The following is a 21,462-nucleotide window of genomic DNA, read 5'->3' on the forward strand; positions in this document are numbered from 1 at the left end:
GTCTACTCGATCGTCCTGATCGGCCTGGCCCTCGCCGGCGCCGGCCGCACCCTGGGACTCGGCAACCTGCCCATCGTCCGCCGGACCCCCTGGCTCCAGTAGTGCGCATGATCCCGCGCCCACCTCCGGCAGCCGGAGGTGGGCGCGCTGACTTCCCGCTCAAGACAACAGGTGGGCGAAGGTACGGCCGGCAGGCCGGCGCCCATCCCGGTTCACAATCCTTCGCCCCGTGCCCGAGAGGACTTCTAGCCCCCACACCGCCCGCCGCCTCCCATCGATGGGGCGTGACGAGGGCGGACACCATGATCGTTGCGGGGATCGACGGTCCCCTGCCGGCGCGGGCCGCCGGCGACGCCTTTCGCGTGCATCAGCCGCTGAGGATCGTCCACGCGGTGGACCGGCAGCCGCACCAGATCGCGAAGCTCCCGGCCCGGACCCCTCCGCCCAGCTCCGGCGTACCGGGCAGAAAGCTCTCCACAAGGCGGCGGCCCTGGTCCACGAGCGCGGCCCGGTGCCGAGGTGACGACACGGCTGGAGGAGGGAGCCCGTGACGATCCTGCGCAAGCAGGGACGGGCGGCCACGGAGGTGGTGCTGGGCAGCCAAAGGCTCGGCGGCGTCGCCGGCGTCCTCCTCGGGTCGGTCAGCGGCCAGGTCGCCGGTCATGCCGAGGTCCCCGTCGTGGTCGTCCACGGCCCCCGGCAGCCGGCGTACGGACAGGTCGTGGCGGGGGTGGACGACTCGCCCGAGTGCCGGCCGCACCGGCGACCTATGCCTTCGCGCAGGCGCCCTGCGGGAAAGCACGCTGCGGGCGGTGCACACCTGGAGGCCGCCCGTCCGGGTGGGCTGACGTCTGGGACCTCCGGCCCCGCTACGAGGACGTTCGCCGCTGTCCGATCCGGGTGGCACGGCGGATCCTGGGGAGAGGCGAAGGAGGCGAGGTCGTGATGTGCCTGGGCGTACCGGGAAGGATCGTCGCCCGCGACGGCGAGATGGGCACCGTGGACTTCGACGGGCTGCGCCGCGAGGCGTGCCTGTCCTACACCCCCGAGGCGGGGCCGGACGACTACGTGATCGTGCACGTCGGCTTCGCCATCTCCGTCCTGGACGAGGACGAGGCGCTGCGCACGATCGAGGTGCTGCGGGCCATCCCGGGAGGCCTGGATGAGATATCTCGATGAGTACCGCGACCCCGTCCTCGCCCGCCGCCTGATACGCGAGATCCGGGCCGCGGCCACCCGGCCGTGGGCGATCATGGAGGTGTGCGGCGGGCAGACGCACACGATCGTCCGGCAGGGCATCGACGAGCTCGTCCCGGTGCGGATGGTGCACGGGCCGGGCTGCCCGGTGTGCGTGACGCCGCTGGCCACCATCGACCGGGCGCTGGCCATCGCCGCCCGCCCCGAGGTGATCTTCACTTCTTTCGGTGACATGCTCCGGGTGCCCGGCTCCGGCACCGATCTGCTGTCGGCCAAGGCGCGGGGCGCGGACGTTCGCGTGGTGTACTCGCCGCTGGACGCGGTCCGCCTGGCCCGGACGCGCCCGGACCGGCAGGTGGTGTTCTTCGCGGTCGGCTTCGAGACCACGGCGCCGGCCAACGCGATGGCCGTGCTGCGCGCGGCCGCGGAACGGCTGGACAACTTCAGCGTCCTGGTCAGCCACGTCCTGGTGCCGCCCGCCATGGCCGCCATCATGGAATCGGCATCGGTGAACGCCTTCCTGGCCGCCGGGCACGTGTGCGCGGTGATGGGCTGGACCGAGTACGAGCCGCTGGCCGTGCGCTACGGCGTGCCGATCGTGGTGACCGGGTTCGAGCCCCTCGACCTGCTGGAAGGCATCCTCATGGCGGTGCGCCAGCTGGAGGAGGGCCGCTGCGCGGTGGAGAACCAGTACGCGCGGGCCGTCCGCCGCACCGGCAACACCCACGCCCAGGACGCCATGCGGCGGGTCTTCCGGGTGAGCGACCAGATCTGGCGGGGGATCGGGAAGATCCCGGCCAGCGGGCTGGCGCTGGCGCCGGAGTTCGCCCGCTACGACGCCACGCTGCGGTTCGGCGTCGGCGCGGTCAGCGCGCACGAGCACCCCGCCTGCATCGCGGGGGACGTCCTGCGCGGCACGCGCACCCCGATCGACTGCCCCGCCTACGGCGTGCTGTGCACGCCGCGCGCACCCCTCGGCGCGCCGATGGTGTCCGCCGAGGGCACCTGCGCCGCCTTCCACAACGCCGGCCGTACGAGACAGGGCCCCACGAGACAGGAGAGGACATGACCACCCGCTTCGACCCGATCGCCGCCACCTGCCCCGCCCCGCTGGCCGAGAACGAGCGGGTGCTGCTCGGCCACGGTTCCGGGGGGCAGCTCATGGCCGAGCTGCTCGCCGACCTCGCCCCGCGTCTCGGCGCCGCCACGATCGAGGACGCCGCGATCGTGGCCACCGGGGCGCCGGAGGTGGTGATGTCCACCGACGCGTTCGTGGTCACGCCGCGCTTCTTCCCCGGCGGCGACATCGGCTCGCTGGCCGTCCACGGCACGGTCAACGACCTGGCCATGCGCGGCGCGGCCCCGATCGCGCTCAGCGTCGCCTTCATCGTGGAGGAGGGCCTGCCGCTCGACGAGCTCCGTCGCGTCACCTCCTCCATCGCGGAGGCCGCCCGCGCGTGCGGGGTGCCCGTGGCGACCGGCGATACCAAGGTCGTGGGCCGGGGTGCGGCGGACGGCCTGTATGTGACCACCACCGGGATCGGTGTGCGCCTGCCCGGCGCGGAGGCGTCGGCCACCCATGGCCGTCCCGGCGACGTCGTGCTGCTGTCCGGGCCGATCGGGCTGCACGGCGTGACCATCCTCGGCACCCGCGAGGGGCTCGGCTTCGACAGCGAGCTGGCCTCCGACTGCCGCCCGCTGCACCGCCTGACAGCCGCGATGATCGAGGCTGCCGGGCCGGCCGTGCACGTGCTGCGCGACCCCACCAGGGGTGGTCTTGCCAGCGCGCTCAACGAACTCGCCGCCGCGTCGGGGGTGGGAGTGGTCGTGGAGGAGGCGGCCGTCCCGGTGCCCGCCCAGGTGGCCGCCGCCTGCGACCTGCTCGGGTTGGACCCGCTGCACGTGGCCAACGAGGGCTGCCTGGTGGCCTTCGTCGCGCCGGACCGGTCCGAGCAGGTGCTGGCGGTGATGCGCGGCCTGGACGAGGGCGCGCACGCCACCCGGATCGGCACCGTGGTCGCCGGTCATCCGGGACGCGTCGTCATGCGCACGCTGGTCGGATCCACCCGGGTGGTCGACATGCTCGTCGGCGAGCAGCTGCCGCGCATCTGCTGAATCTCGCGCATCACTGCCCGGGCCACGTCCGGGACGGACGACGCGACCGGCCGCGACAGGCCGGCGCCCAGGACGAAGCTGGCGCCCTCGACCGTGTAGACGATGAGCTCGCCGGGCAGCCGTCCCAGGGCGCGGCCCAGGGCGACGGCGTCGGCGAGGCTGAGCGCGTGGGTGCTGGCCGTCCCTTCCGGCAGTTGCCGCAGGCCGGCGTGCCGCCGCACCGTCCCGGGCGGGTCCCCGGACCGGGCGGCGTCGATCACCACGGCCACGCCGGTGTCGGTCCAGGCCTCGATGAGCTCGGCCGGGTCGCCGCCGTTGTCGACGGCGGGCACGCCGAGGCCGCGCAGCAGCCGCGCCACTGCGAGCCCGGCCCCGTCGTCGCCCCGATAGTCGTTGCCGACGCCGACGACGACCGCCCTAGCCATGATCGATCCGCAGGTCGAGGAAGTGGGCCGAGCAGGAGATGCACGGATCGTGGTTGCGGATGGCGCGCTCGCACAGCTCGGCGAGCTCCGCGGCGGGCAGGTCGAGCCGGGGCGCGACGAGGGCGCGCAGGTCGGCTTCGATGCGGGCCTGGTTCTGCGCGGTCGGCGGGACGATGTCCGCCTCGGCGATCTTGCCGCTGTCGTCAATGCGGTAGCGGTGGTAGAGGGTGCCCCGAGGGGCTTCGGAGGCGCCGTGGCCGACGCCGGGCCGGGCGGCGACGGGGACGGACGGCTCGCCGGCGGGGGCGTACCGGTCGATGACGGCCAGCGCTTCCTCGCATGCGTGCACGATCTCGACGGCGCGTACGACGATGCTGCGGAACGGGTTGCGGCACACCCGGCCGAGCCCGGCGTCGGCGGCGGCGCGCAGCGCCAGCGGCGACAGCAGCGGCGCGTTGAGCGCGTAGCGGGCGAGTGGGCCGGTCAGGTAGCCGGTGCGGCCATCCAGGTGGGCGTGCAGCGCGGTCGAGTGCCGCACCTGCTCCTCCACCACGTGGCGTGGCCAGTCGGCGATCGGGAAGGCGGTGCCGTCGCTGACGGCGACGTCGCCGGACAAGATGGCGTATTCGGTGGGGTGGCGCAGGGCCAGGAAACGGTAGTCGTGCTCGACGTCGGGGAAGCCGAAGCCGCTGACCCACTCGACCGTGGCCAGCGCGTCGCCGAGCGCCTGCCGCAGCCGCTCGGCGACCGGCGCCAGCTCGGCCCGCAAGGGCAGCCGGTAGAAGCCGCCGACCTTGACGTTGACCGGGTGGATGGCACGCCCGCCGACGGCGGCGACCAGCTCGTTGCCCGCCTTCTTCAGCGCCAGGCCGCGCTCGACCAGCGGGCGGTGGTCGGCGGCCATGGCGACGCCGCTGGGGTAGCCGAGGAAGTCGGGGGCGTGCAGCAGGTAGACGTGCAGGGCGTGGGACTCGATCCACTCGCCGTAGCAGAGCAGCAGCCGCAGGTCACGCAGCGGGCCGCCGACGGTGACGCCGCAGGCGGACTCCAGCGCCTGGCAGGCGCTCATCTGGTAGGCGACCGGGCAGATGCCGCAGACGCGGGCGGTGATGTCGGGCGGTTCGGTGAAGGCACGGCCGCGCAGCAGCGCCTCGAAGAAGCGCGGCGGCTCGTAGATGCGCAGCTGAAGGTCGGTGAGGCGGCCGTCGCGGGCGCGGACGAGCAGCGCGCCCTCGCCCTCCACCCGGGTCAGGCCGCCCACACGGATCGTCTTATGCGTCACAGCTGCCTCCGAAGGAGGTGACGTTGAAGGTGTGGTAGACGCGCGCCAGCTCGTCGTCGTCCATGCCGGCGGCGCGCAGGCGGGCGTTGAGCGCGGCGGCGTTCCGGCTCCGCATGGGGCCGAAGCAGCCGAAGCAACCGCGGTTGAACGCCGGGCACAGCGCGCCGCAGCCGGCCTGGGTGACCGGGCCCAGGCACGGGGTGCCGTGGGCGACCAGCACGCAGGGGTTGCCGCGCGCCTTGCACTCGACGCAGACGCTGTGGGCGGGCACCACCGGCCGCCGCCCCGCCAGGAAGGCGCCGATGACCTCCAGCAGCTGCCGCCGGTCGATCGGGCAGCCACGCAGCTCGAAGTCGACGCTCACGTGCGCCGACACGGGCGTGGAGCGGTCGAGCGTCTCGATGTAGCCGGGGCGGGCGTAGACGATCGAGGCGAACTCGCCGACGTCGGCCAGGTTCCGCAGCGCCTGCACGCCGCCCGCAGTGGCGCATGCGCCGATCGTCACGAGGTGCTTGGAGACGCGGCGGATGTGCCGGATCCGCTCCAGGTCGTCCGGCGTGGTGATCGACCCTTCCACCAGGGACAGATCGTAGGGGCCTTCGCCGCGGGCGCTGGAGGCTTCGAGGAAGTAGGCGATCTCGACGTTGGCCGCGACTGACAGCAGCTCCTCCTCGCAGTCGAGCAGCGTGAGCTGGCAGCCGTCGCACGAGGCGAGTTTGAAGACGGCGAGCTTCTTCACAGCTGTTCCACCTCCAGCAGGGCGGCCACCTTGTCGTAGCTGAGCACGGGCCCGTCCAGGCAGGTGAACAGCGGGCCGAGCTGGCAGTGGCCGCAGTGGCCGATGCCGCACTTCATGTTGCGCTCCAGCGACAGCACCACCCGATCGGCCGGTACGCCACGGCGCAGCAATTCCTCGGCGGTCGCCCGCATCATGACCTCGGGGCCGCAGACGAACGCGAGGGTGCGGCCCGGCTCGACGCCGATGCCGCCGACGAGCCCGGTGATCAGACCGGTCGGCCCCTGCCAGGCCCGGTCGGGACGGTCGACGGTGACCCGCACGTCGAAGCGGCGGCCCCAGCGGGCCAGCTCACGCGGGTACATCAGGGTGTCCGGGGTCCGGGCGCCGACGATCAGGCTGATCCGGCCGTAGCGGGCGCCGTGCGCCGCCAGTTCACGGATCACCGGCCGCAGCGGGGCCAGGCCGAGCCCGCCGGCCGCGACCACCACGTCTAGACCGGCCGCCCGGGCAAGATCGAAGTGGGTGCCGAAGGGGCCGCGGAGCCCGACCAGCGAACCGGGCGGCGTGTGGCACAGGGCGCGGCTGACGGCGCCCACGGCCCGGATGGTCTGCACGTAGCCGCCGGCGCGGGCGCGGCCGCTGATGGAGACGGGGATCTCGCCCACCCCGGGCGCGTACAGCATGGTGAACTGGCCGGGCCGGAACGGCGGGCAGGCGCCGTCGACCGGCTCCAGGACGAGTGTGACGGTGCCGGCGCGGTCGGGGCGGCGCGAGCGGACGCGGTACGGGGCGGGGATCATCGCAGCCGCTCCAGTTCCTCGGTGATGTCGATGCCGGCCGGGCACCAGGTGATGCACCGGCCGCAGCCGACGCAGCCGTAAGCGCCGAACTGGTCGACCCAGGTGGAGAACTTGTGGCTGAGCCACTGACGGTAGCGGGCGGCCCCCGACGACCGCACCGGCGCGCCGCCCAGCTCGGTGAAGTCCAGGGTGAAGCAGGAGTCCCAGCGTTCGGTGCGCTCGGCCGTGCCGTCGGCCAGATCGGTGCCGTCCTCGACGGTGACGCAGAAGCAGGTCGGGCAGACCATCGTGCAGTTCGCGCAGGTCAGGCAGCGGGAGGCGATCTCGTTCCAGATCGGGGACTCGCGCTGCTGCACCAGGCGCTCCCTGACGCCGTCGAGATCGACCCGGCGGCCCATCCGGGCGGCCGCGGCCTCGCTGACTGCGCGGGCGGCCTCCAGATCGGCGGCAGCGGCGGGCTGCGACGGCAGCGCGGCCAGCAGCGCCGCGCCACGCTCGCCTCCGCTCTCGGCCAGGAACCGGTGCGGGCCACTCAGCTCGGTCAAGGCCAGGTCGAAGCCGGAGACGGCGCGCGGGCCTGCGCCCATGGACGCGCAGAAGCAGGTGCCGCCCGGCACCGCGCAGGTGACGGCGATCAGGAACAGGGCCCCGCGGTGCTTTCGGTAGGCCTCGTCCGGGTACCGGCCGCCCAGCAGTACCCGATCCTGTACGGCCAGCGCGGCCAGATCGCAGGCCCGAACTCCCAGGATCGCCACCTTCGGCGCCTCGACCGGGACACGTTCGGGCATGCCGTCCCGCATCCGGAACAAGCTGGTCCGGGGCGGATGTGTGAACCGCTTGACCGTGTCAGGGCTCGCGGCGAACCCGAAGACGAGCTCGCCCCGCGCACGCAGCCGGTAGGTGCCGGGCGCCTGCTCATCGCCCCACCCGGTGGGCAGGTCGGCGGCCGAGCCGAGTTCGGCGAAACGGATGACGCCGTCGCGGACGACAGGGCCCACGACGGCGTATCCACGCTCGCGCAACGCCTCGATCAGCGGATCCAGCGTGTCCAGGACGATGGGCTCCATGTCATGCTCCGCTCCATGCGGGCCGATCAGCCGGTCGCCCTCATCACACCTCGCGCGAAAGGCGCCCTTCAGAGCCGAAGGTCCCGAACGGGCGGGCGTTGGTAAGCGCAGGCGGCGCAGGAGCGGCGAGGGCGGCGGCTCGCACGGCGAGACCCTGATGCGGGCGTCACCGTGACGGCCCCGTCCGGGCTGGCGATCAGCGGGTTGAGGTCGAGCTCGGCCACCTGGGGAAGGTCGTCGAGCAGCCGGCCGACGCGCCTGATCTGGCCGGTCAAGGGTTTGATGTCGACAGCCGGCATACCGCGGTAGCCGTGCAGCAGCAGCGCGCGGCGCAACTCGCCGAGCATCCGCTCCGCGCCGGTGACGGGCGGGACGCGGAAGGAGCGGTCGGCGAGCAGGTCGGCCATCATCCCGCTCATCCCAGCCATGACCAGGGAGCCGAACGCCGCATAGTTGACACCGCCGACGATCATCTCGACGCCGCCCGCCAGCATGGGCTGGACGATCGCGCCGGTCATCACCGCACCGAGGCGGGCCGCCAGCTCGCGGTAGGTCCGGCGTACCTCTTCCTCGGTACGCAGGTCGAGCCGGACGCCGCCGACGTCGCTCTTCGATCAGGTTGCGCAGCACCCGGAGCGTCGGCCGGTCCTCGGCCAGCACGTCGGCCACCAGGGTGCGCACCCCGTGCTCGGCCGCGTCCAGGGCGACGTGTTCGAGCAGCAGGGTGCCGAGCCCGTGCCGTGCACGGCGTCGTCGATCAGGATGGCCAGGTCGGCGCTGCCGTCGCCGATGGGGATGTACTCGACGACCGCGACCCGCCGGCCGCGTACCGTGGCCACCAGCGCGTGCCCCTGGTAGGCGTCGGAGGTGATGCGGTCCGCATGTAGGCGTGGGCGGTGTTGCGGCCGCCGGTGCAGAACCGCAGGTATGCCGAGCGTTCCGAGGAGCGCTCCACCAGCTCGTGCAGGGCGGTGCGGTCGCCGGGACGTAGCGGGCGCACGTGGGCGATGCCGCCGTCGCGCAGCAGCACGTCGTAACCGTCAGACATGGCGCGTCTCCCGACTCTGACAAGGGTGCTCCTCCTTGCGAGGCTGCCGGGCAGCGGATTGGCGAGTCAGAGCCGGACGACCCCGGCACCGAGGCCGAAGGTCTCTGCCCGGCATCCCGGCGCCGGCACCACGATGGCCGCATCACCACCATGGTGCCGGACAGGAGGCAGGCTGATGAAGGGAATCGTGCTCGGCTACGACGGGTCGGACTTCTCCATGCAGGCCCTGGACTGGGCGCTGGACGAGGCCGAGCTGAGAAAGCTGCCCTTGACCGTCGCTCACGCCTGGCAGTGGCCCTACGGTGAGGCGGACGAGGAGGCCAGGGCCCACCTGTGCAAGGCGGCCGAGCACGTGCTGTGGCACGGCGCCGAGTGCGCCCGCCAGACCAGCCTCGGTGTACGCGTCGGAACCGACCTGTACGAGGGGCCGGCCGCCCCACGTCTCGTCGAGCTTTCGGCGGACGCCGCGCTCGTCGTGGTCGGCTCGCGAGGCCTCGGCGCACTGCCGGGGGCGGACATGGGGTCGGTGGCCGGGTACGTCGCCGCCCATGCCGCCTGCCCGGTGATCGTCGTCCGAGGGCCGGGGCCGCTGCCCGCGGTGAAGAATCCCGGGCCGGTCGTCGTGGCCGACCGGCACCCGGACGCCGCCGTGCTGGAGTTCGCGTTCGGCGAGGCGGCCCTGCGCCGGCTGCCACTCGCCGCCCACACCCCGGACCTCGCCGAGTGGGCGGCACGCCATCCGGGCGTACGGATCCTGCCCGCCACCGGGCACCGGCCCGCATCCCTCATGGTCGCCGGCCGCAAACGCGCCGCCCACCCCGGTGCCGCCCACTTCCTTCTGCGGCACGCCCCCTGCCCGGTGGCAGTGGTGGGCTGAAAGCTCCACCACTCGCCGCCCCCTCGTGGGTGCCGGACGGCCCGCCCCGTTGATGCCGAAGGGCCCTGCCGGGCAGCGCGACCGCGCGTCCACAGTGGTGGTCATGAGCACCCTATTCCAGCTCGGGCAGGGACTGACCGTAGCCGAGGCGGCGGCCCGGCTGGCTCGCGACGGGCCGAACGTCCTGCCGTCCGGGCGCCGCACCCCGGCGGTGGTCCTGCTGCTGCGCCAGATGGTGCACTTCTTCGCGCTGCTGCTCTGGGGCGCCTCCGTGCTCGCGCTGCTGGCCGGGATGCCGCAGCTCGCCGTGGCGATCGTCATCGTCGTGCTGCTCAACGGCGCGTTCGCCTTCGCGCAGGAGTACCGCGCGGACAAGGCGTCGCAGCGGCTGCGCGAACTCATCCCGGCCAACGTGGTCGTGCGCCGCGACGGCAGGCGGACGGTGGTCGCCGCCGCCGAGCTGGTGGCCGGTGACGTCGTCCTGTTGGAGGCGGGCGACCGGATCTCGGCGGACCTGCGACTGGCGGACGTGCACGCGCTAGGCGTCAACGAGTCGATGCTCACGGGCGAGAGCCGGATGGTGCGGCCGGCCGCGGGAGACGAGGTGTTCGCGGGCACGTTCGTGGTGGAGGGACAGGCCGAGGCGGTCGCGACGGCCACCGGCGGGCGCACCCGGCTGGCCGGCATCGCCCGGCTCACCGAGGAGGCGTCCCGGCCGCCCAGCCCGCTGTCGGTGCAGCTCGGCAAGGTCGTCAGGATCGTCGCCGGGATCGCCCTGGCGGTGGGCGCCGCGTTCTTCGGGCTGGCGCAGCTGCTGGGCATGCATGCCGGGGAGAGCTTCCTGTTCGCGCTCGGCGTCACGGTGGCGCTGGTTCCCGAGGGTCTGCTGCCGACCGTCACCTTGTCGCTGGCGCGGGCCGCGCAGCGGATGGCGGACAACAACGCCCTCGTACGCCACCTGGAAGCGGTGGAGACGCTGGGGTCGGCCACGTTCATCTGCACCGACAAGACCGGCACGCTGACCCGTAACGAGATGACGGTCGCCGCCCTATGGGCGCCGGACTGCCCGCCCGCCGATGTCCTGCGCACCGCCGTGCTGAGCTCGACCGGGCGGATGAGCGATGGCAAACCGGTCGGCGACCCCATGGAGGTCGCCCTGCACGTCGAGGCGTTGCGGCTGGGCGCCGACGTGGACGACGAGATCACCGCGCGCTTCCCGTTCGATCCCCTGCGGCGCCGCGCCTCCGTCGTGGCCGGCGGCCGGCTGCATCTCAAAGGCGCCCCGGACGCCGTGCTCCCGCTCTGCCGCGCCGTGCCGGGCGTGGACGAGGCGCTGGCCGCGATGAGCGACCGGGGACTGCGGGTCCTGGCGGTCGCCCGCGGCGACACCGCGCAGGAACGGGACCTGGAGTTCCTCGGCCTGGTCGGGCTGTTCGACCCACCCCGAGCCGACGTGGCGGAGGCGATCTGGAAATGCCGGATCGCCGGGATCAAGCTCGCCATGGTCACGGGCGATCACCCGCGCACCGCCCGCGCCATCGCCGCCGAGGTCGGGCTGCTCGGCGACGACGAGTTGGTCGTGACCGGCGCGGAGCTGCCCGGCGACGACGCGGCGCTGGGCGAGCTGCTCGACCGCGACGGCGTCGTGGTCGCCCGCGTCACCCCTGAGGACAAACTGCGCATCGCCCGCGCCCTGCGCTCGCGCGGGCACGTGGTGGCGATGACCGGCGACGGCGTCAACGACGGGCCCGCGCTGCGCGAGGCCGACATCGGCATCGCGATGGGCGCCTCCGGCACCGACGTCGCCCGGGAAGCCGCCGACCTGGTACTGCTCGACGACCACTTCGCCACCATCGTCTCCGCGGTCGAGCTGGGCCGTGCCACCTACGCCAACGTGCGGCGCTTCCTCACCTACCATCTGACCGACAACGTCGCCGAGCTGACCCCGTTCGCCGTCTGGGCGTTGTCGGGCGGCACCATCCCGCTCGCGCTCAGCGTGCTGCAGGTGCTCGCCCTCGACATCGGGACCGACCTGCTGCCGGCTCTCGCGCTCGGCGCGGAGCCGGCCAATCCGCGCACCATGCACCGCCCGGCCCGGACCGGCAGCCTCATCGACCGGCGTGTGCTCGTGCGCGTCTTCGGCGTGCTCGGCCCGACGCAGGCGCTGGCCGAGATGGGGGCGTTCATCGGCGTGCTGCTGCTGGGAGGGTGGCAGTTGGGCGCCGTCCCGGACGCGGGCCTGCTGGCCGCGGCCTCCGGCGCCGCCTTCGCCGCCGTCGTGCTCGGCCAGTTCGCCAACGCCTTCGCCTGCCGCAGCCAGTCCCGCTGGGTCGGCAGGATGCGCTGGCGGACCAATCCTCTGCTGCTTGGCGCCGTCGCCGTCGAAGCCGTCCTGCTCCTGGTCTTCCTCGGCCTCCCGGCGGTGGCGGGCCTGCTTGGCGGCGCCTTCCCGCCGGCCGCAGGGTGGGCGCTGGCCGCACTGGCGATCCCCGCCGTAATCCTTGCCGACGCCGCGTACAAGGCTCGGCAGGCCGGCCGGCGACGCGCTTCACCTGACGCCCCTGATGTGATGCGGTGAACGCATCGTCCCCTGGAGGTGGAGCATGAGCACCCGATTGCCGGAGCAGGCCCTGTCCGCGGCGGTGGACGCCGGCCGCTGGGCGCCGTCCGTGCACAACACCCAGCCCTGGACCTTCACCCTCGCGGAGGAGGAGATCGGCTTGAGGGCCGACCTGGCCAGGAAACTGCCGGTCGAGGACGCGGCGGGCCGGGAACTGCTGATCAGCTGCGGGGCAGCGCTGTTCACCATGCGCACCGTGATTCGCTGCGAGGGCTACGAACCCCTCGTGCGGATCCTGCCCGACGCCGCCCGGCCGGACCTGCTGGCGACGGTCAGGCTGGGCAAGGAGATCGACGCCGACGAGGCCACCTGGGTGCTCGGCGGCGAGATTGAGCGGCGCCGCACCCACCGGGCCGGCTTCGCCGACGTGCCGGTGCCCGGCCAGCTCATCGAATCGCTGGTGCGCGCGGCCATGAGCGAGGGCGCCCGGCTGACGCCCATCCGCTCACCCGGGGCGGTGGGCGTGGTCGCCGCGCTCACCCGGGCCGCGCAGAACGTGCAGGCGCAAGATCCGCCGTTCGGCCTGGAGGCCATCCGCCAAGCCCCACGCGCCGGCGCCTGTACCGGCGCATCGCCTGCCCGCAGCGAGTCGCCGCGGCCGGCGCCGGACTTCCCGCAGCGCCACTACACCTGGCGGCACGACTGGAACGCCCCGGAGGAGAAGGAAACGGCCAGTGGCGTCGTGGCGGCCCTGACCACCCGGGGGGACAGCCCCGGGGAATGGATCGCCGCCGGTCAGGCGCTGCAGCACGTCCTGCTGCACGCCGCCGCTCACGGGATCAGCGCGGCCTTCCACACGCAGGCTCTGGAGATGGGCCCGCTGCGCGACTTCCTGCGCCAGGAACTCTTCTCCGGCGAACACCCGCAAATGATCATGAGGTTGGGTGTCACCTTCGACCACCACCAGGACACGCCCCGACGCCCGCTGCCCGAAGTCCTGGAGTGAAGGGCCACCCCCGCCGCGGGACCAATGCCACAGGACCGCTGACCTTCGCACGTTCCCCGCCCGCGAGGGCCGCTGCCAAGGTGAGGGCGAGGCAGGCAATCCACCGGCGCAGGCCGGAGGACCTCGCCCAGTGGCGCGGCCGGCCCTGCCCGGAGGTGAGGATCATGCGCACCAAGAAGGTCATCGCGGCGATCATCGCCACAGTGGTGATCGCGTGCTGCGGCGTCCTGGCCGCGCTCGTGACCTGGCTCGGCTTCTGTCCCGGCCTGGCCGCGGGGCTCGCGGTCGCCGCGACCATGCTGCTGGCGTACGCGTATGTCTTCAAGCCGTGGGCGTGCCGGTGGGGCGCCACGCACGCCGAGGCGGCCGCGCCGATGCCCGGCGACGAGCTGATCCCCGACGGCGCGACCGTCACCCGCGCGATCACCATCGACGCCCCGCCGGAGCGGGTGTGGCCGTGGCTGGCGCAGCTCGGCTGGGGACGCGCCGGCTGGTACAGCTACGACTGGCTGGACAACGACGGCCGGCCGAGCGCGGACCGGATCATCCCGGAGCTGCAGGAACTGCACGTCGGCGACATCATCCCGATGCTGCCCGGATGGGGACCGCCGGTGCGCCGCCTCGAAACGGGCAGCCTCCTGGTGGTGGGTGACCCTGAGACGGGGACGACCGGCTGCTTCCTGCTGACGCCGGCCCTCGCAGGCGGCACCCGGATGATCGTCCGCTGGCGGACGCGGCGCTCAAGCGGCGTCCCGGCGCTCCTCGCGGAGCTGTTCATCCTCCCCGGCAGTTTCCTGCTGGAACGCAAGATGCTGAAGAACCTCGCGGCCCGGGCCGGTGCGACAGCGCCATCGGGCCTGCCCTCCAGGTGAGAAGTCGAGACGAAGTCCCGCACACCCGGGCACTCCCCGACTGCCCGCGCCCGCCCCCGGGTTCTACGGTCACGGCAAACCAGGCGGACACCCAGAGGGAGACGAGCCGTGACGAAAGGACTCGACTCGAAACACTCGATGTGATGCTCGACCCGCTCGGCGACTTCGTCGCCGCCGGGCCCCGGAGGAAAGCCCGCTGCGGCTCGACCGCGACGACAGCTGCCCCGAGGAGACCATTCGGCGGATGGGCGGCGACGCCCTCGGCGTACAGCTCGCCTTGGTGCCGGAGGACTACGGCGGCGTGGGAGGCGGCGCGTTCGACTCCTACCGCATCTGCGAGCGCCTGGCCCGCCTCGACCTGGGGTCGGCCACATCGGTGTTCGCGACCTTCCTCGGCAGCGACCCGATCCTCTTTCGGCGGTACGGCGGCGAGCTTGCGCATGGCGTCGGCCGCGTGCCGTACCGCAGGAATCTCCTTCGTGTCGGCGGAGTCGTCCAGCGGCCCGCTGCTGAACAGCCAGACGGGCGTGCCGGCCAGCTTCCCGGCGTGCCTGCGGGCGAACGCGCGCGACGCCGGATGCCCGTGCCGTAGGCCAGCAGGATCTTCGGCGTGCTCATGGTGTCCCTCCTTCACGCGTGGCGCTGCCCGCATGGTGCCCCACAGAGGAGGAGCGGGGCAGGGCCGAAGATCCCGGCTGGCGGGGACATCGTCACCGCCGGTGCACCAGGGGCCGGACTCCGCGCCGGCTGGGGAGTGGCGCAGGCCCGAATAGGCGTCACGCGCGGTGATCACGCCGGTCAGCACCCGGTAGATGGTGCGGCAGATCGGCAGCTCCAGCCCGTGCAGGTCGCCCAGCCGCACCGCCACCGGCGTGGTGTGGACGCCCTCGGCGACCATAATCATTTCTGCGAGCACCTCGTCGAGCTTGCGGCCCCGGCCGAGTTGCTCGCCGACGTACCGGTTGCGGCTGTACGGGCTCAGGAAGGTCGCGACCAGGTCACCCAGCCCGGTCAGCCCGGCGAACGTGGCCGCCCGGCCGCCCATCGCCTGACCGAGCTGGCTGAGTTCCGCCAGGCCGCGGGTGATGACCGCCCCCCTGGTGTTGTCCCCGACACCCAGCCCTTCGGCCATGCCCGCCGCGATCGCCACGACTTTCTTCAGCGCCGCCGAGCTCGCACCCGATCACGTCGTCGCAGGTGCGTCCCGTCCTCAAGCCCCTTGGCCAGGCTGACGACCGGGATCCAGGGCGGCACATGGTCGCGCGCCGCTTCCAGCACCTGGCGGAAGGCGTGCGACGGCACCCCCACGATCAGAACCTGCGCCCTGTCGGCGGCGGCCCCGAGGTCGTCCGACCCCCTGAGCGCCTCGGGCAGGTCGAAGCCGGGCAGGTATACCTGGTTGTGATGTCTGGCATTGATCTCTTCGGCGACGCCTGGATCACGCGACCACACGAGCGTGTCATGCCGCTTGCACACCAGGGCGGCCACCGTGGTGCCCCAGGAACCGGCGCCGAGCACGGATATCCTCATCCCTCCATCTCACCTGCCCTGCCGCCGCCGGCCAGTGGCAATGGATGCCAGGCCGCCGGTGAAGGTCCCGGCGGGTGAGGACCATCGCCTTTGCACGCGCGGGGCCGCGCCCGCGATCCTGACAACAGGCACCCTTTGCGGGGTGCATGAGAAATCCCCATCCCCAGCGGCCTCCCGCCCGGCGACGCCGGGCAGGGGGCCGGTTCTGCGCTTGCGGGTCGAAGGTCCGTCCAGGGCGGGACCGTGGCCTCTGCTGCGCCGGCGGGCGGCGGCGGACGATGAGGGCATGAGGATCGGGATCCACAGTCTTGGCAGGATCGGCCGTGCCGTCGCCGCCTCATGCGTGTTTCATGGCCCGTCGGATGACCCGAGGGCAGCCCGGAGGGAGCCTGACATGTCCGCAGTGATCGTCGAAGGATTACGCAAGCGGTACGGCGCCGTGCAGGCCGTCGACGGGGTGAGCTTCGCCGTCGCGCAGGGAGAGGTGTTCGCGCTGCTCGGGCCGAACGGCGCCGGCAAGACCACCACGGTGGAGATCCTGGAAGGGCACCGGGCCAGAGATGCCGGTGAGGTGTCGGTGCTGGGCTTCGACCCGGCCACCGGAGGCCGGGCCTACCGCGAGCGCATCGGGATCGTGCTGCAGGAGGCCGGGTTCGAGGAGGAGTTCTCCGTCTTCGAGCTGGTGCGGCTGTACGCGGGCTTCTACCCGCACCCGCGCGGTTCGGACGAGGTGATCGAGCAGGTCGGGCTCAAGGACAAACGCGACGCCCGGGTACGCACGCTGTCCGGCGGGCAGCGGCGCCGCCTGGACCTGGCGCTCGGCCTGATCGGCCGGCCGGAGCTGCTGTTCCTGGACGAGCCGACCACCGGATTCGACCCCTCAGCCCGCCACCACGCGTGGCAGCTGATCGACGGGCTGCGCTCCTCGGGCACGACGATCCTGCTCACCACCCACTACATGGACGAGGCCCAGCACCTCGCCGACCGGGTCGCGGTGCTCCGGGAGGGCCGGGTGGTCGCCTGCGGCGCGCCCGACACGCTCATCGCGGCCGAGCGGACCAGCGTGCTGTCCTTCCGCCTGCCCGACGGCACGACCGCCGCCGACCTGCCGCCTCTCACCGGCCGCTTCGACGCCCGCGGCACTGCCGTGTCGGTCCAGACCGCGCAGCCCGCCCGCGACCTGCACGCGCTGACCGGCTGGGCGCTGCGGCGCGGCACCGAGCTGACCGCCCTGTCCCTGGCCCGCCCGTCGCTGGAGGACGTCTACCTCGACCTGGTCGGCGAGACACCAGTTCCCCAGGAGGCATCACAGGAGGCGGCGTCATGATCGGGCGGCTGGTCCGGCACGAGACCCTCTCCTTCGTCCGCACTCCCATGGCGGCCTTCTTCACCGTCGCCATGCCCCTGCTGATGACGGTGATCATCGGCGCCGCGGTGGGCAACCAGGTCGTCCAGCCCGGTACGGACGTGCGCGTCATGCAGTTCGTCGTCCCCGTCATGGCCGTGTTCGGCGTCGCCCAGGGCTGTTTCGGCACGCTGGCCATCCGCCTGGCGGACCTGCGCGACCGCGGCTGGCTGAAGCGGCTGCACGGCACGCCGGTGCCCGCCTCGGCGGTGCTCGCGGGGCTGGCCGGGGCGTCGCTGGCGGTCGCGGCGACGACGGTGGCCGTGCTGCTGACGGTGGGCACGGTCTTCTACGGCACCCAGCTGGTCTGGCGGACGCTGCCCGCGCTGCTGCTCACCCTGCTGATCGGGGCGGCCTGCTTCACCGCGCTCGGCTTCGCGGTGGTGGCGCTGGTGCGCAACGCGGCGGCGGTGCAACTGCTGGGCACCGGGCTGCTGCTGGCGCTGGCGTTCATCTCCGACGTCATCCTCGTCGGCGCTCGGCTGCCCGCCTGGCTCGACGCCGTCGGCTGGGCCTTTCCCCTGCGGCACTTCGCGCATGCCGTACGCGACGCCATGAACCCCTTCCTCGCCGGGCCGGGCCTCTACCCCGACCATCTGGCCGTCCTGGTGGTCTGGGGGATCGGCGGCGCGGCGCTGGCTTTGTGGCGCTTCCGCTGGGAACGCCCTCAGGCCCGCACACAGAATCTGCGCAAGGCGCGCGAGCAGCGCGTCATGCTGGGCGGGCGGTCCACACCCCGTCGGCTGGTGGCCGGCCAGGTCGGGCACGCGCTCGTCCGGCTGCGCCGCGACCTGTCCACGGCGTTCTTCACCGTGATCCTGCCGCTGCTCCTCCTCGCGCTCATCTCGCTGATCTTCGCCGGGTCCCGGGTCTCAGGGGTACCGCTGCCGGTGTTCATGCTCGCCGCCATGATCACGTACACGATAGGAGTGGCCTCCTACGTCAACATCCCCGAGACGATCGCCGGCGACCGCGAGCGCGGCGTGCTCAAGCGGCTGGCCGGCACCCCGCTGCCGCGCTGGGCCTACCATGCCGGCAACCTCGCCACCGCGCTGCTGGTCACGGCCGTCACCGCCGTCCTGCTGACGCTGCTGGCGGCGTTCGGCTACGGCGTCGCGATCGGACCCGGCGCGGTCGCCGGGATGCTCGCCGCGATCCTCCTCGGCACGGCCTGCTTCACCGCGCTCGGCGCCCTCGTGGTGACGCTGACGGGCAAGCAGCAGACGGTCAACGCCGTCACCCTCGGCACGTTCCTGCCCCTGGCCTTCGTCTCCGACGTCTTCGTCATCGGCGGCGAACTGCCCGCCGTGCTGACCGTCGTCGGCGACGTCTTCCCGCTCAAGCACCTGTCGCACACCGTGCTCGACACGCTGGCGGGACGGCCGTGGCCGTGGGCCGACCTGGCCGTGGTGACGCTGTGGACGCTGGGCGCGACAGCGGCCCTGGCCCTCGTGTGCCCTTCCGGTCTGCGACGAGGGAGGCTGTCATGACCAGCAGGACGCTGGACCGGCTGCAGACCCGCCTGGTGAACCCGTTCATCGCCCGGCTGCTCCGCACGCCGCTGCACGACCTGCTGTCCGGCAGCATCGCCCTGCTGACCGTCACCGGCCGCCGCAGTGGCGCCGCCGTCCGGCTGCCCGTCCGGTACGAGCGAAAGGGCACGACGCTCACCGTCGTCAGCGCCCAGCACCGGCTGTGGTGGCGCAATCTGCGAGGAGGCGCGTCGGTGCGGCTCGTCCTGGCAGGAGCGGTACGCGACGGACACGCCACGGTGCGCGAGGCAGCGGTCCCCATGGTGACCATCCGCCTGACCTCGCAGGCGCAGGCGCCCGCGTCGAGGCGCGCGGGTTTGTGGTGGCGCTGGACACGGGCCGTCACGCTGGGGGAGATCGCCGGATTCTCGGTGCCGGCGGTGGTGGCGGCCCTGGCGCTCGGTGCCGGGCCGCTCGCCCAGCTGGCGGTGATCGTTCTGGCGGGGACCGCCGAGGGCGCGATCCTCGGTCTCGCCCAGGCGTACGCGCTGCGTACGGCGCTTCCCACGGTCGCCACCCGCGACTGGGTGCGCGCCACGGCGGGCGGCGCCGCCATCGCGTGGACCGTCGGAGCGCTACCGATCATGCTTGGTGAAGGCCTCCTGCGATGGCCGCCCGCCGTGCTCGCGCTCCTGGGAGTGACCCTGCTGGCCGCGATGGGGCTGCTGCAATGCCGGCTGCTGCGGCAGCACGTGCGCGGGGCCTGGTGGTGGGTGCCGGCGACAGCAGGCTCCTGGCTGGCCGCCCTGAGCGCGTTCGCGCTGGTGACCAGCCCGCTGTGGCAAGAAGGACAACCGGTCTGGCTGGTCATCGCGATCGGCGTGCTCGGCGGCTCGGTCATGGCCTTCACCGTGGCGGCGCTGACCGGCGCGGCCCTCGTACGCCTGCTGGCACGCCCCGGACGGGCAGTTCCTCCCACTCCGACGCAGGTGTCAGGATCCCGTTAAGACCGGAACCGTTGGCGCTAGGGAAGCGTTAAGAGCCCGTTCGTTGGGTCTTGCGCCGGTTTCGATGGCCTTTGTGAAGCAATCCCTTCTGGACGTGCCCAAGCGGCTTGTCGTGGGCCGTCCGCTGCGTAGTTCTCAGCTCGGTGAGACGTTGCTGCCCAAAAAGCTGGCGCTGCCGGTGTTCTGCAGCGACCCGCTGTCGTCCAACGCCTATGCCACCGAGGAGATCCTGCTCGGGCTGAGCCTGGGCGGACTGGCGATGTTCACGCTCACCCCCTGGGTGGCGCTGGCGGTGATCGTGCTGCTGGTGGTCGTGGTCGCCTCCTACCGGCAAACCTGCCACGCCTACCCGAACGGGGGCGGCGCCTATGCGGTCAGCCGGGAAAACCTGGGGCAGAACGCCTCGCTGGTGGCGGCCAGCGCGCTACTGGTGGACTACGTGCTGACGGTGGCGGTGTCGGTGGCCGCGGGCGTGGCCAACATCGTCTCGGCCTTCCCTGAGCTGGCGGCGCAGGCGGTGCCGCTGGCGCTGGGGATGGTAGCGGTGCTGACGTTGATGAACCTGCGCGGGACCAGAGAGTCGGGGACCGTGTTCGCCATCCCCACCTACGGCTTCATCGCCGTGGTGTCCACCATGATCGTCTGGGGTGTGGTGCGGGCTGCCGGAGGTGAGGCACCGGTGGCCGAATCGGCCGGCTTCGGCATCGGACCGGCCGCCTCCGCCACCGGCCTGCTGGCCCTGGGCCTGGTGCTGCGCGCCTTCTCCCAGGGCTGCACCGCCCTGACCGGGGTGGAGGCGATCAGTAACGGAGTGCCGAACTTCACCCGGCCCAAGAGCCGCAACGCCGCCGCGACGCTGGCCATCATGGGCGCCATCACCGTGACCATGTTCGCCGGCATCACCGCACTGGCGCTGGTGGCCGGGGTGCGCGTGGCGGAGTCGCCGGACCACCTGATCGGCGCGCCCGCGGGATACATGGCCAAAACCGTCATCGCCCAGGTGGGCGCGGCGGTGTTCGGGGACGGCTCGGTGCTGTTCTATCTGCTGGCCGCCTGCACCGCCGCGATCCTGATTCTGGCGGCCAACACCGCCTTCAACGGCTTCCCGATCCTGGCCTCGATCCTGGGCCGGGACGGCTTCCTGCCTCGGCAGTTCGGCCGCCGCGGGGACCGGCTGGTCTTCAGCAACGGCATCGTGGTGCTGGCGCTGCTGGCCGGGGCGCTGATCTGGGCCTTCGACGCCAGCACCACCCGGCTGATCCAGCTGTACATCATCGGGGTGTTCGTCTCCTTCACCCTGTCCCAGGCTGGCATGGTCAAGCACTGGACCGTGATCCTGCGTACTGCGGACACGCCGGCTCGGCCGCGGATCCGCCGGGCCCGCCTGATCAACGCGGTCGGCGCGTCATCGACCGGCCTGGTGCTGATGGTGGTGCTGGTCACCAAGTTCACCCACGGCGCCTGGATCGTGGTGATCGCCATGCCGCTGGTGTTCATGCTGATGAGGGCGATCAGGCGGCATTACGACGCGGTGGCCGCCGAGCTGCGGCCGAGCCCGGCCGGGATCACCCTGCCCAGCCGGGTGCACGCGGTGGTCCTGGTGTCCAGGCTGCACACGCCCACGCTGCGGGCGCTCGCCTTCGCCCGGGCCACCCGGCCCGACACGCTGACCGCGGTGACGGTGCAGACCTCCCAGCAGGAGGCGCAGGACCTGGAACGCGAGTGGGCCGAGCGCGGCATGCCGGTGCCGCTGACCGTGCTGGACTCGCCCTATCGCGAGATCACCGGCCCGGTCCTCGACTACGTCACGCAGCTGCGCCGCAAGAGCCCCCGTGACGTGGTGGCGGTCTTCATCCCGGAGTACGTGGTGGGCCGCTGGTGGGAGCATCTGCTGCACAACCAGAGCGCGCTGCGGCTCAAGGCCCGCCTGCTGTTCCGGCCCGGCGTCATGGTCACCAGCGTGCCCTGGCAGCTCGGCTCGGCCGAGGCCGCCTTCGCTCGTCGGCCCGACGAACAGCAGGCCGTCGAACAGCACGGCACCGCCGGTGTGTGACAGTTGC

Annotated in this window: 21 protein-coding genes and 1 pseudogene; 13 read left to right on the plus strand and 9 right to left on the minus strand. The window is 72.8% G+C overall.

What is annotated here, in order from left to right; genetic code table 11:
• The first annotated feature begins 589 nt into the window (after positions 1 to 589).
• The 4 genes from ACGFI7_RS40300 to hypE are packed head-to-tail and all read left to right on the plus strand — an operon-like array spanning position 590 to position 3,312.
• Positions 590 to 946, plus strand: coding sequence for a universal stress protein (locus ACGFI7_RS40300; RefSeq protein ID WP_393414968.1), 357 nt, complete (start codon positions 590 to 592; stop codon positions 944 to 946).
• Positions 946 to 1,179: a HypC/HybG/HupF family hydrogenase formation chaperone gene (locus tag ACGFI7_RS40305; protein ID WP_393414637.1), complete on the plus strand. Its 234-nt coding sequence runs from the start codon at positions 946 to 948 to the stop codon at positions 1,177 to 1,179. Before ACGFI7_RS40300 ends, ACGFI7_RS40305 begins: the two co-directional genes overlap by 1 nt.
• Complete coding sequence (gene hypD / locus ACGFI7_RS40310) at positions 1,163 to 2,266, plus strand: hydrogenase formation protein HypD (RefSeq protein ID WP_393414639.1); 1,104 nt, start codon at positions 1,163 to 1,165, stop codon at positions 2,264 to 2,266. Before ACGFI7_RS40305 ends, hypD begins: the two co-directional genes overlap by 17 nt.
• Positions 2,263 to 3,312 (plus strand): hydrogenase expression/formation protein HypE, encoded by a 1,050-nt coding sequence (hypE, locus tag ACGFI7_RS40315; protein WP_393414642.1) that lies wholly within the window; start codon positions 2,263 to 2,265, stop codon positions 3,310 to 3,312. Before hypD ends, hypE begins: the two co-directional genes overlap by 4 nt.
• On the opposite strand, the gene ACGFI7_RS40320 is transcribed toward hypE, so the two are convergent.
• From ACGFI7_RS40320 to ACGFI7_RS40350, 7 genes are all read right to left on the minus strand, one after another.
• Complete coding sequence (locus tag ACGFI7_RS40320; RefSeq protein WP_393414645.1) at positions 3,222 to 3,737, minus strand: hydrogenase maturation protease; 516 nt, start codon at positions 3,735 to 3,737, stop codon at positions 3,222 to 3,224. The two genes, hypE and ACGFI7_RS40320, sit on opposite strands and share 91 nt — an antisense overlap.
• Complete coding sequence (locus ACGFI7_RS40325; RefSeq protein ID WP_393414648.1) at positions 3,730 to 5,019, minus strand: Ni/Fe hydrogenase subunit alpha; 1,290 nt, start codon at positions 5,017 to 5,019, stop codon at positions 3,730 to 3,732. The genes ACGFI7_RS40320 and ACGFI7_RS40325 overlap by 8 nt, the downstream gene beginning before the upstream one ends.
• On the minus strand, positions 5,009 to 5,758 hold the full coding sequence (locus ACGFI7_RS40330) for an oxidoreductase (RefSeq protein WP_393414651.1): 750 nt from the start codon (positions 5,756 to 5,758) through the stop codon (positions 5,009 to 5,011). The genes ACGFI7_RS40325 and ACGFI7_RS40330 overlap by 11 nt, the downstream gene beginning before the upstream one ends.
• Entirely contained in the window at positions 5,755 to 6,558 is an 804-nt protein-coding gene (locus ACGFI7_RS40335; protein WP_393414654.1) for an FAD/NAD(P)-binding protein, read from the minus strand. Before ACGFI7_RS40335 ends, ACGFI7_RS40330 begins: the two co-directional genes overlap by 4 nt.
• Positions 6,555 to 7,625 carry a 4Fe-4S dicluster domain-containing protein gene (locus ACGFI7_RS40340; protein ID WP_393414656.1) on the minus strand — a complete coding sequence of 357 codons (1,071 nt, stop codon included), beginning with the start codon at positions 7,623 to 7,625 and terminating at the stop codon, positions 6,555 to 6,557. The genes ACGFI7_RS40335 and ACGFI7_RS40340 overlap by 4 nt, the downstream gene beginning before the upstream one ends.
• Positions 7,626 to 7,693: 68 nt before the next feature.
• Positions 7,694 to 8,206 carry an acetate--CoA ligase family protein gene (locus tag ACGFI7_RS40345; RefSeq protein ID WP_393414971.1) on the minus strand — a complete coding sequence of 171 codons (513 nt, stop codon included), beginning with the start codon at positions 8,204 to 8,206 and terminating at the stop codon, positions 7,694 to 7,696.
• Positions 8,207 to 8,382: 176 nt separating this feature from the next.
• On the minus strand, positions 8,383 to 8,673 hold the full coding sequence (locus tag ACGFI7_RS40350; RefSeq protein ID WP_393414659.1) for a hypothetical protein: 291 nt from the start codon (positions 8,671 to 8,673) through the stop codon (positions 8,383 to 8,385).
• Between the two features lie 175 nt (positions 8,674 to 8,848).
• Here ACGFI7_RS40350 and ACGFI7_RS40355 point away from each other — a divergent pair, with 175 nt between their 5' ends.
• From ACGFI7_RS40355 to ACGFI7_RS40375, 5 genes are all read left to right on the plus strand, one after another.
• Positions 8,849 to 9,550: a universal stress protein gene (locus ACGFI7_RS40355; protein WP_393414662.1), complete on the plus strand. Its 702-nt coding sequence runs from the start codon at positions 8,849 to 8,851 to the stop codon at positions 9,548 to 9,550.
• 103 nt (positions 9,551 to 9,653) lie between these two features.
• Complete coding sequence (locus ACGFI7_RS40360) at positions 9,654 to 12,128, plus strand: cation-translocating P-type ATPase (protein ID WP_393414665.1); 2,475 nt, start codon at positions 9,654 to 9,656, stop codon at positions 12,126 to 12,128.
• Positions 12,129 to 12,153: 25 nt separating this feature from the next.
• Entirely contained in the window at positions 12,154 to 13,116 is a 963-nt protein-coding gene (locus ACGFI7_RS40365; RefSeq protein ID WP_393414668.1) for an Acg family FMN-binding oxidoreductase, read from the plus strand.
• Between the two features lie 164 nt (positions 13,117 to 13,280).
• Positions 13,281 to 13,988 (plus strand): hypothetical protein, encoded by a 708-nt coding sequence (locus ACGFI7_RS40370; RefSeq protein WP_393414671.1) that lies wholly within the window; start codon positions 13,281 to 13,283, stop codon positions 13,986 to 13,988.
• A gap of 244 nt (positions 13,989 to 14,232) precedes the next feature.
• Positions 14,233 to 14,580, plus strand: a complete 348-nt coding sequence (locus ACGFI7_RS40375) for an acyl-CoA dehydrogenase family protein (protein WP_393414974.1) — start codon at positions 14,233 to 14,235, stop codon at positions 14,578 to 14,580.
• A 231-nt stretch (positions 14,581 to 14,811) separates the two neighbouring features.
• Here the strand turns inward: ACGFI7_RS40375 and ACGFI7_RS40380 are convergent.
• Together ACGFI7_RS40380 and ACGFI7_RS40385 are read right to left on the minus strand one after the other, a co-directional pair.
• Positions 14,812 to 15,120 (minus strand): annotated as a pseudogene (locus tag ACGFI7_RS40380) (NAD(P)H-dependent glycerol-3-phosphate dehydrogenase); the annotation flags it as partial.
• A gap of 26 nt (positions 15,121 to 15,146) precedes the next feature.
• Positions 15,147 to 15,518 (minus strand): 2-dehydropantoate 2-reductase N-terminal domain-containing protein, encoded by a 372-nt coding sequence (locus tag ACGFI7_RS40385; protein ID WP_393414674.1) that lies wholly within the window; start codon positions 15,516 to 15,518, stop codon positions 15,147 to 15,149.
• A 394-nt stretch (positions 15,519 to 15,912) separates the two neighbouring features.
• On the opposite strand from ACGFI7_RS40385, the gene ACGFI7_RS40390 reads away from it, so the two are divergent.
• The 4 genes from ACGFI7_RS40390 to ACGFI7_RS40405 all read left to right on the plus strand — a co-directional run bounded on the left by ACGFI7_RS40390 (position 15,913) and on the right by ACGFI7_RS40405 (position 21,455).
• Positions 15,913 to 16,845, plus strand: a complete 933-nt coding sequence (locus ACGFI7_RS40390; protein WP_393414677.1) for an ABC transporter ATP-binding protein — start codon at positions 15,913 to 15,915, stop codon at positions 16,843 to 16,845.
• Positions 16,842 to 18,413: an ABC transporter permease gene (locus ACGFI7_RS40395; RefSeq protein WP_393414680.1), complete on the plus strand. Its 1,572-nt coding sequence runs from the start codon at positions 16,842 to 16,844 to the stop codon at positions 18,411 to 18,413. The genes ACGFI7_RS40390 and ACGFI7_RS40395 overlap by 4 nt, the downstream gene beginning before the upstream one ends.
• Positions 18,410 to 19,402, plus strand: a complete 993-nt coding sequence (locus tag ACGFI7_RS40400; RefSeq protein WP_393414683.1) for a nitroreductase/quinone reductase family protein — start codon at positions 18,410 to 18,412, stop codon at positions 19,400 to 19,402. The genes ACGFI7_RS40395 and ACGFI7_RS40400 overlap by 4 nt, the downstream gene beginning before the upstream one ends.
• Positions 19,403 to 19,475: 73 nt before the next feature.
• A complete protein-coding gene (locus ACGFI7_RS40405) occupies positions 19,476 to 21,455 on the plus strand; it encodes an APC family permease (RefSeq protein ID WP_393414686.1) in 1,980 nt (659 codons plus the stop codon).
• Positions 21,456 to 21,462: the final 7 nt, after the last annotated feature.

Source organism: Nonomuraea sp. NPDC048826, from assembly GCF_043198225.1.
Classification (GTDB): domain Bacteria; phylum Actinomycetota; class Actinomycetes; order Streptosporangiales; family Streptosporangiaceae; genus Nonomuraea.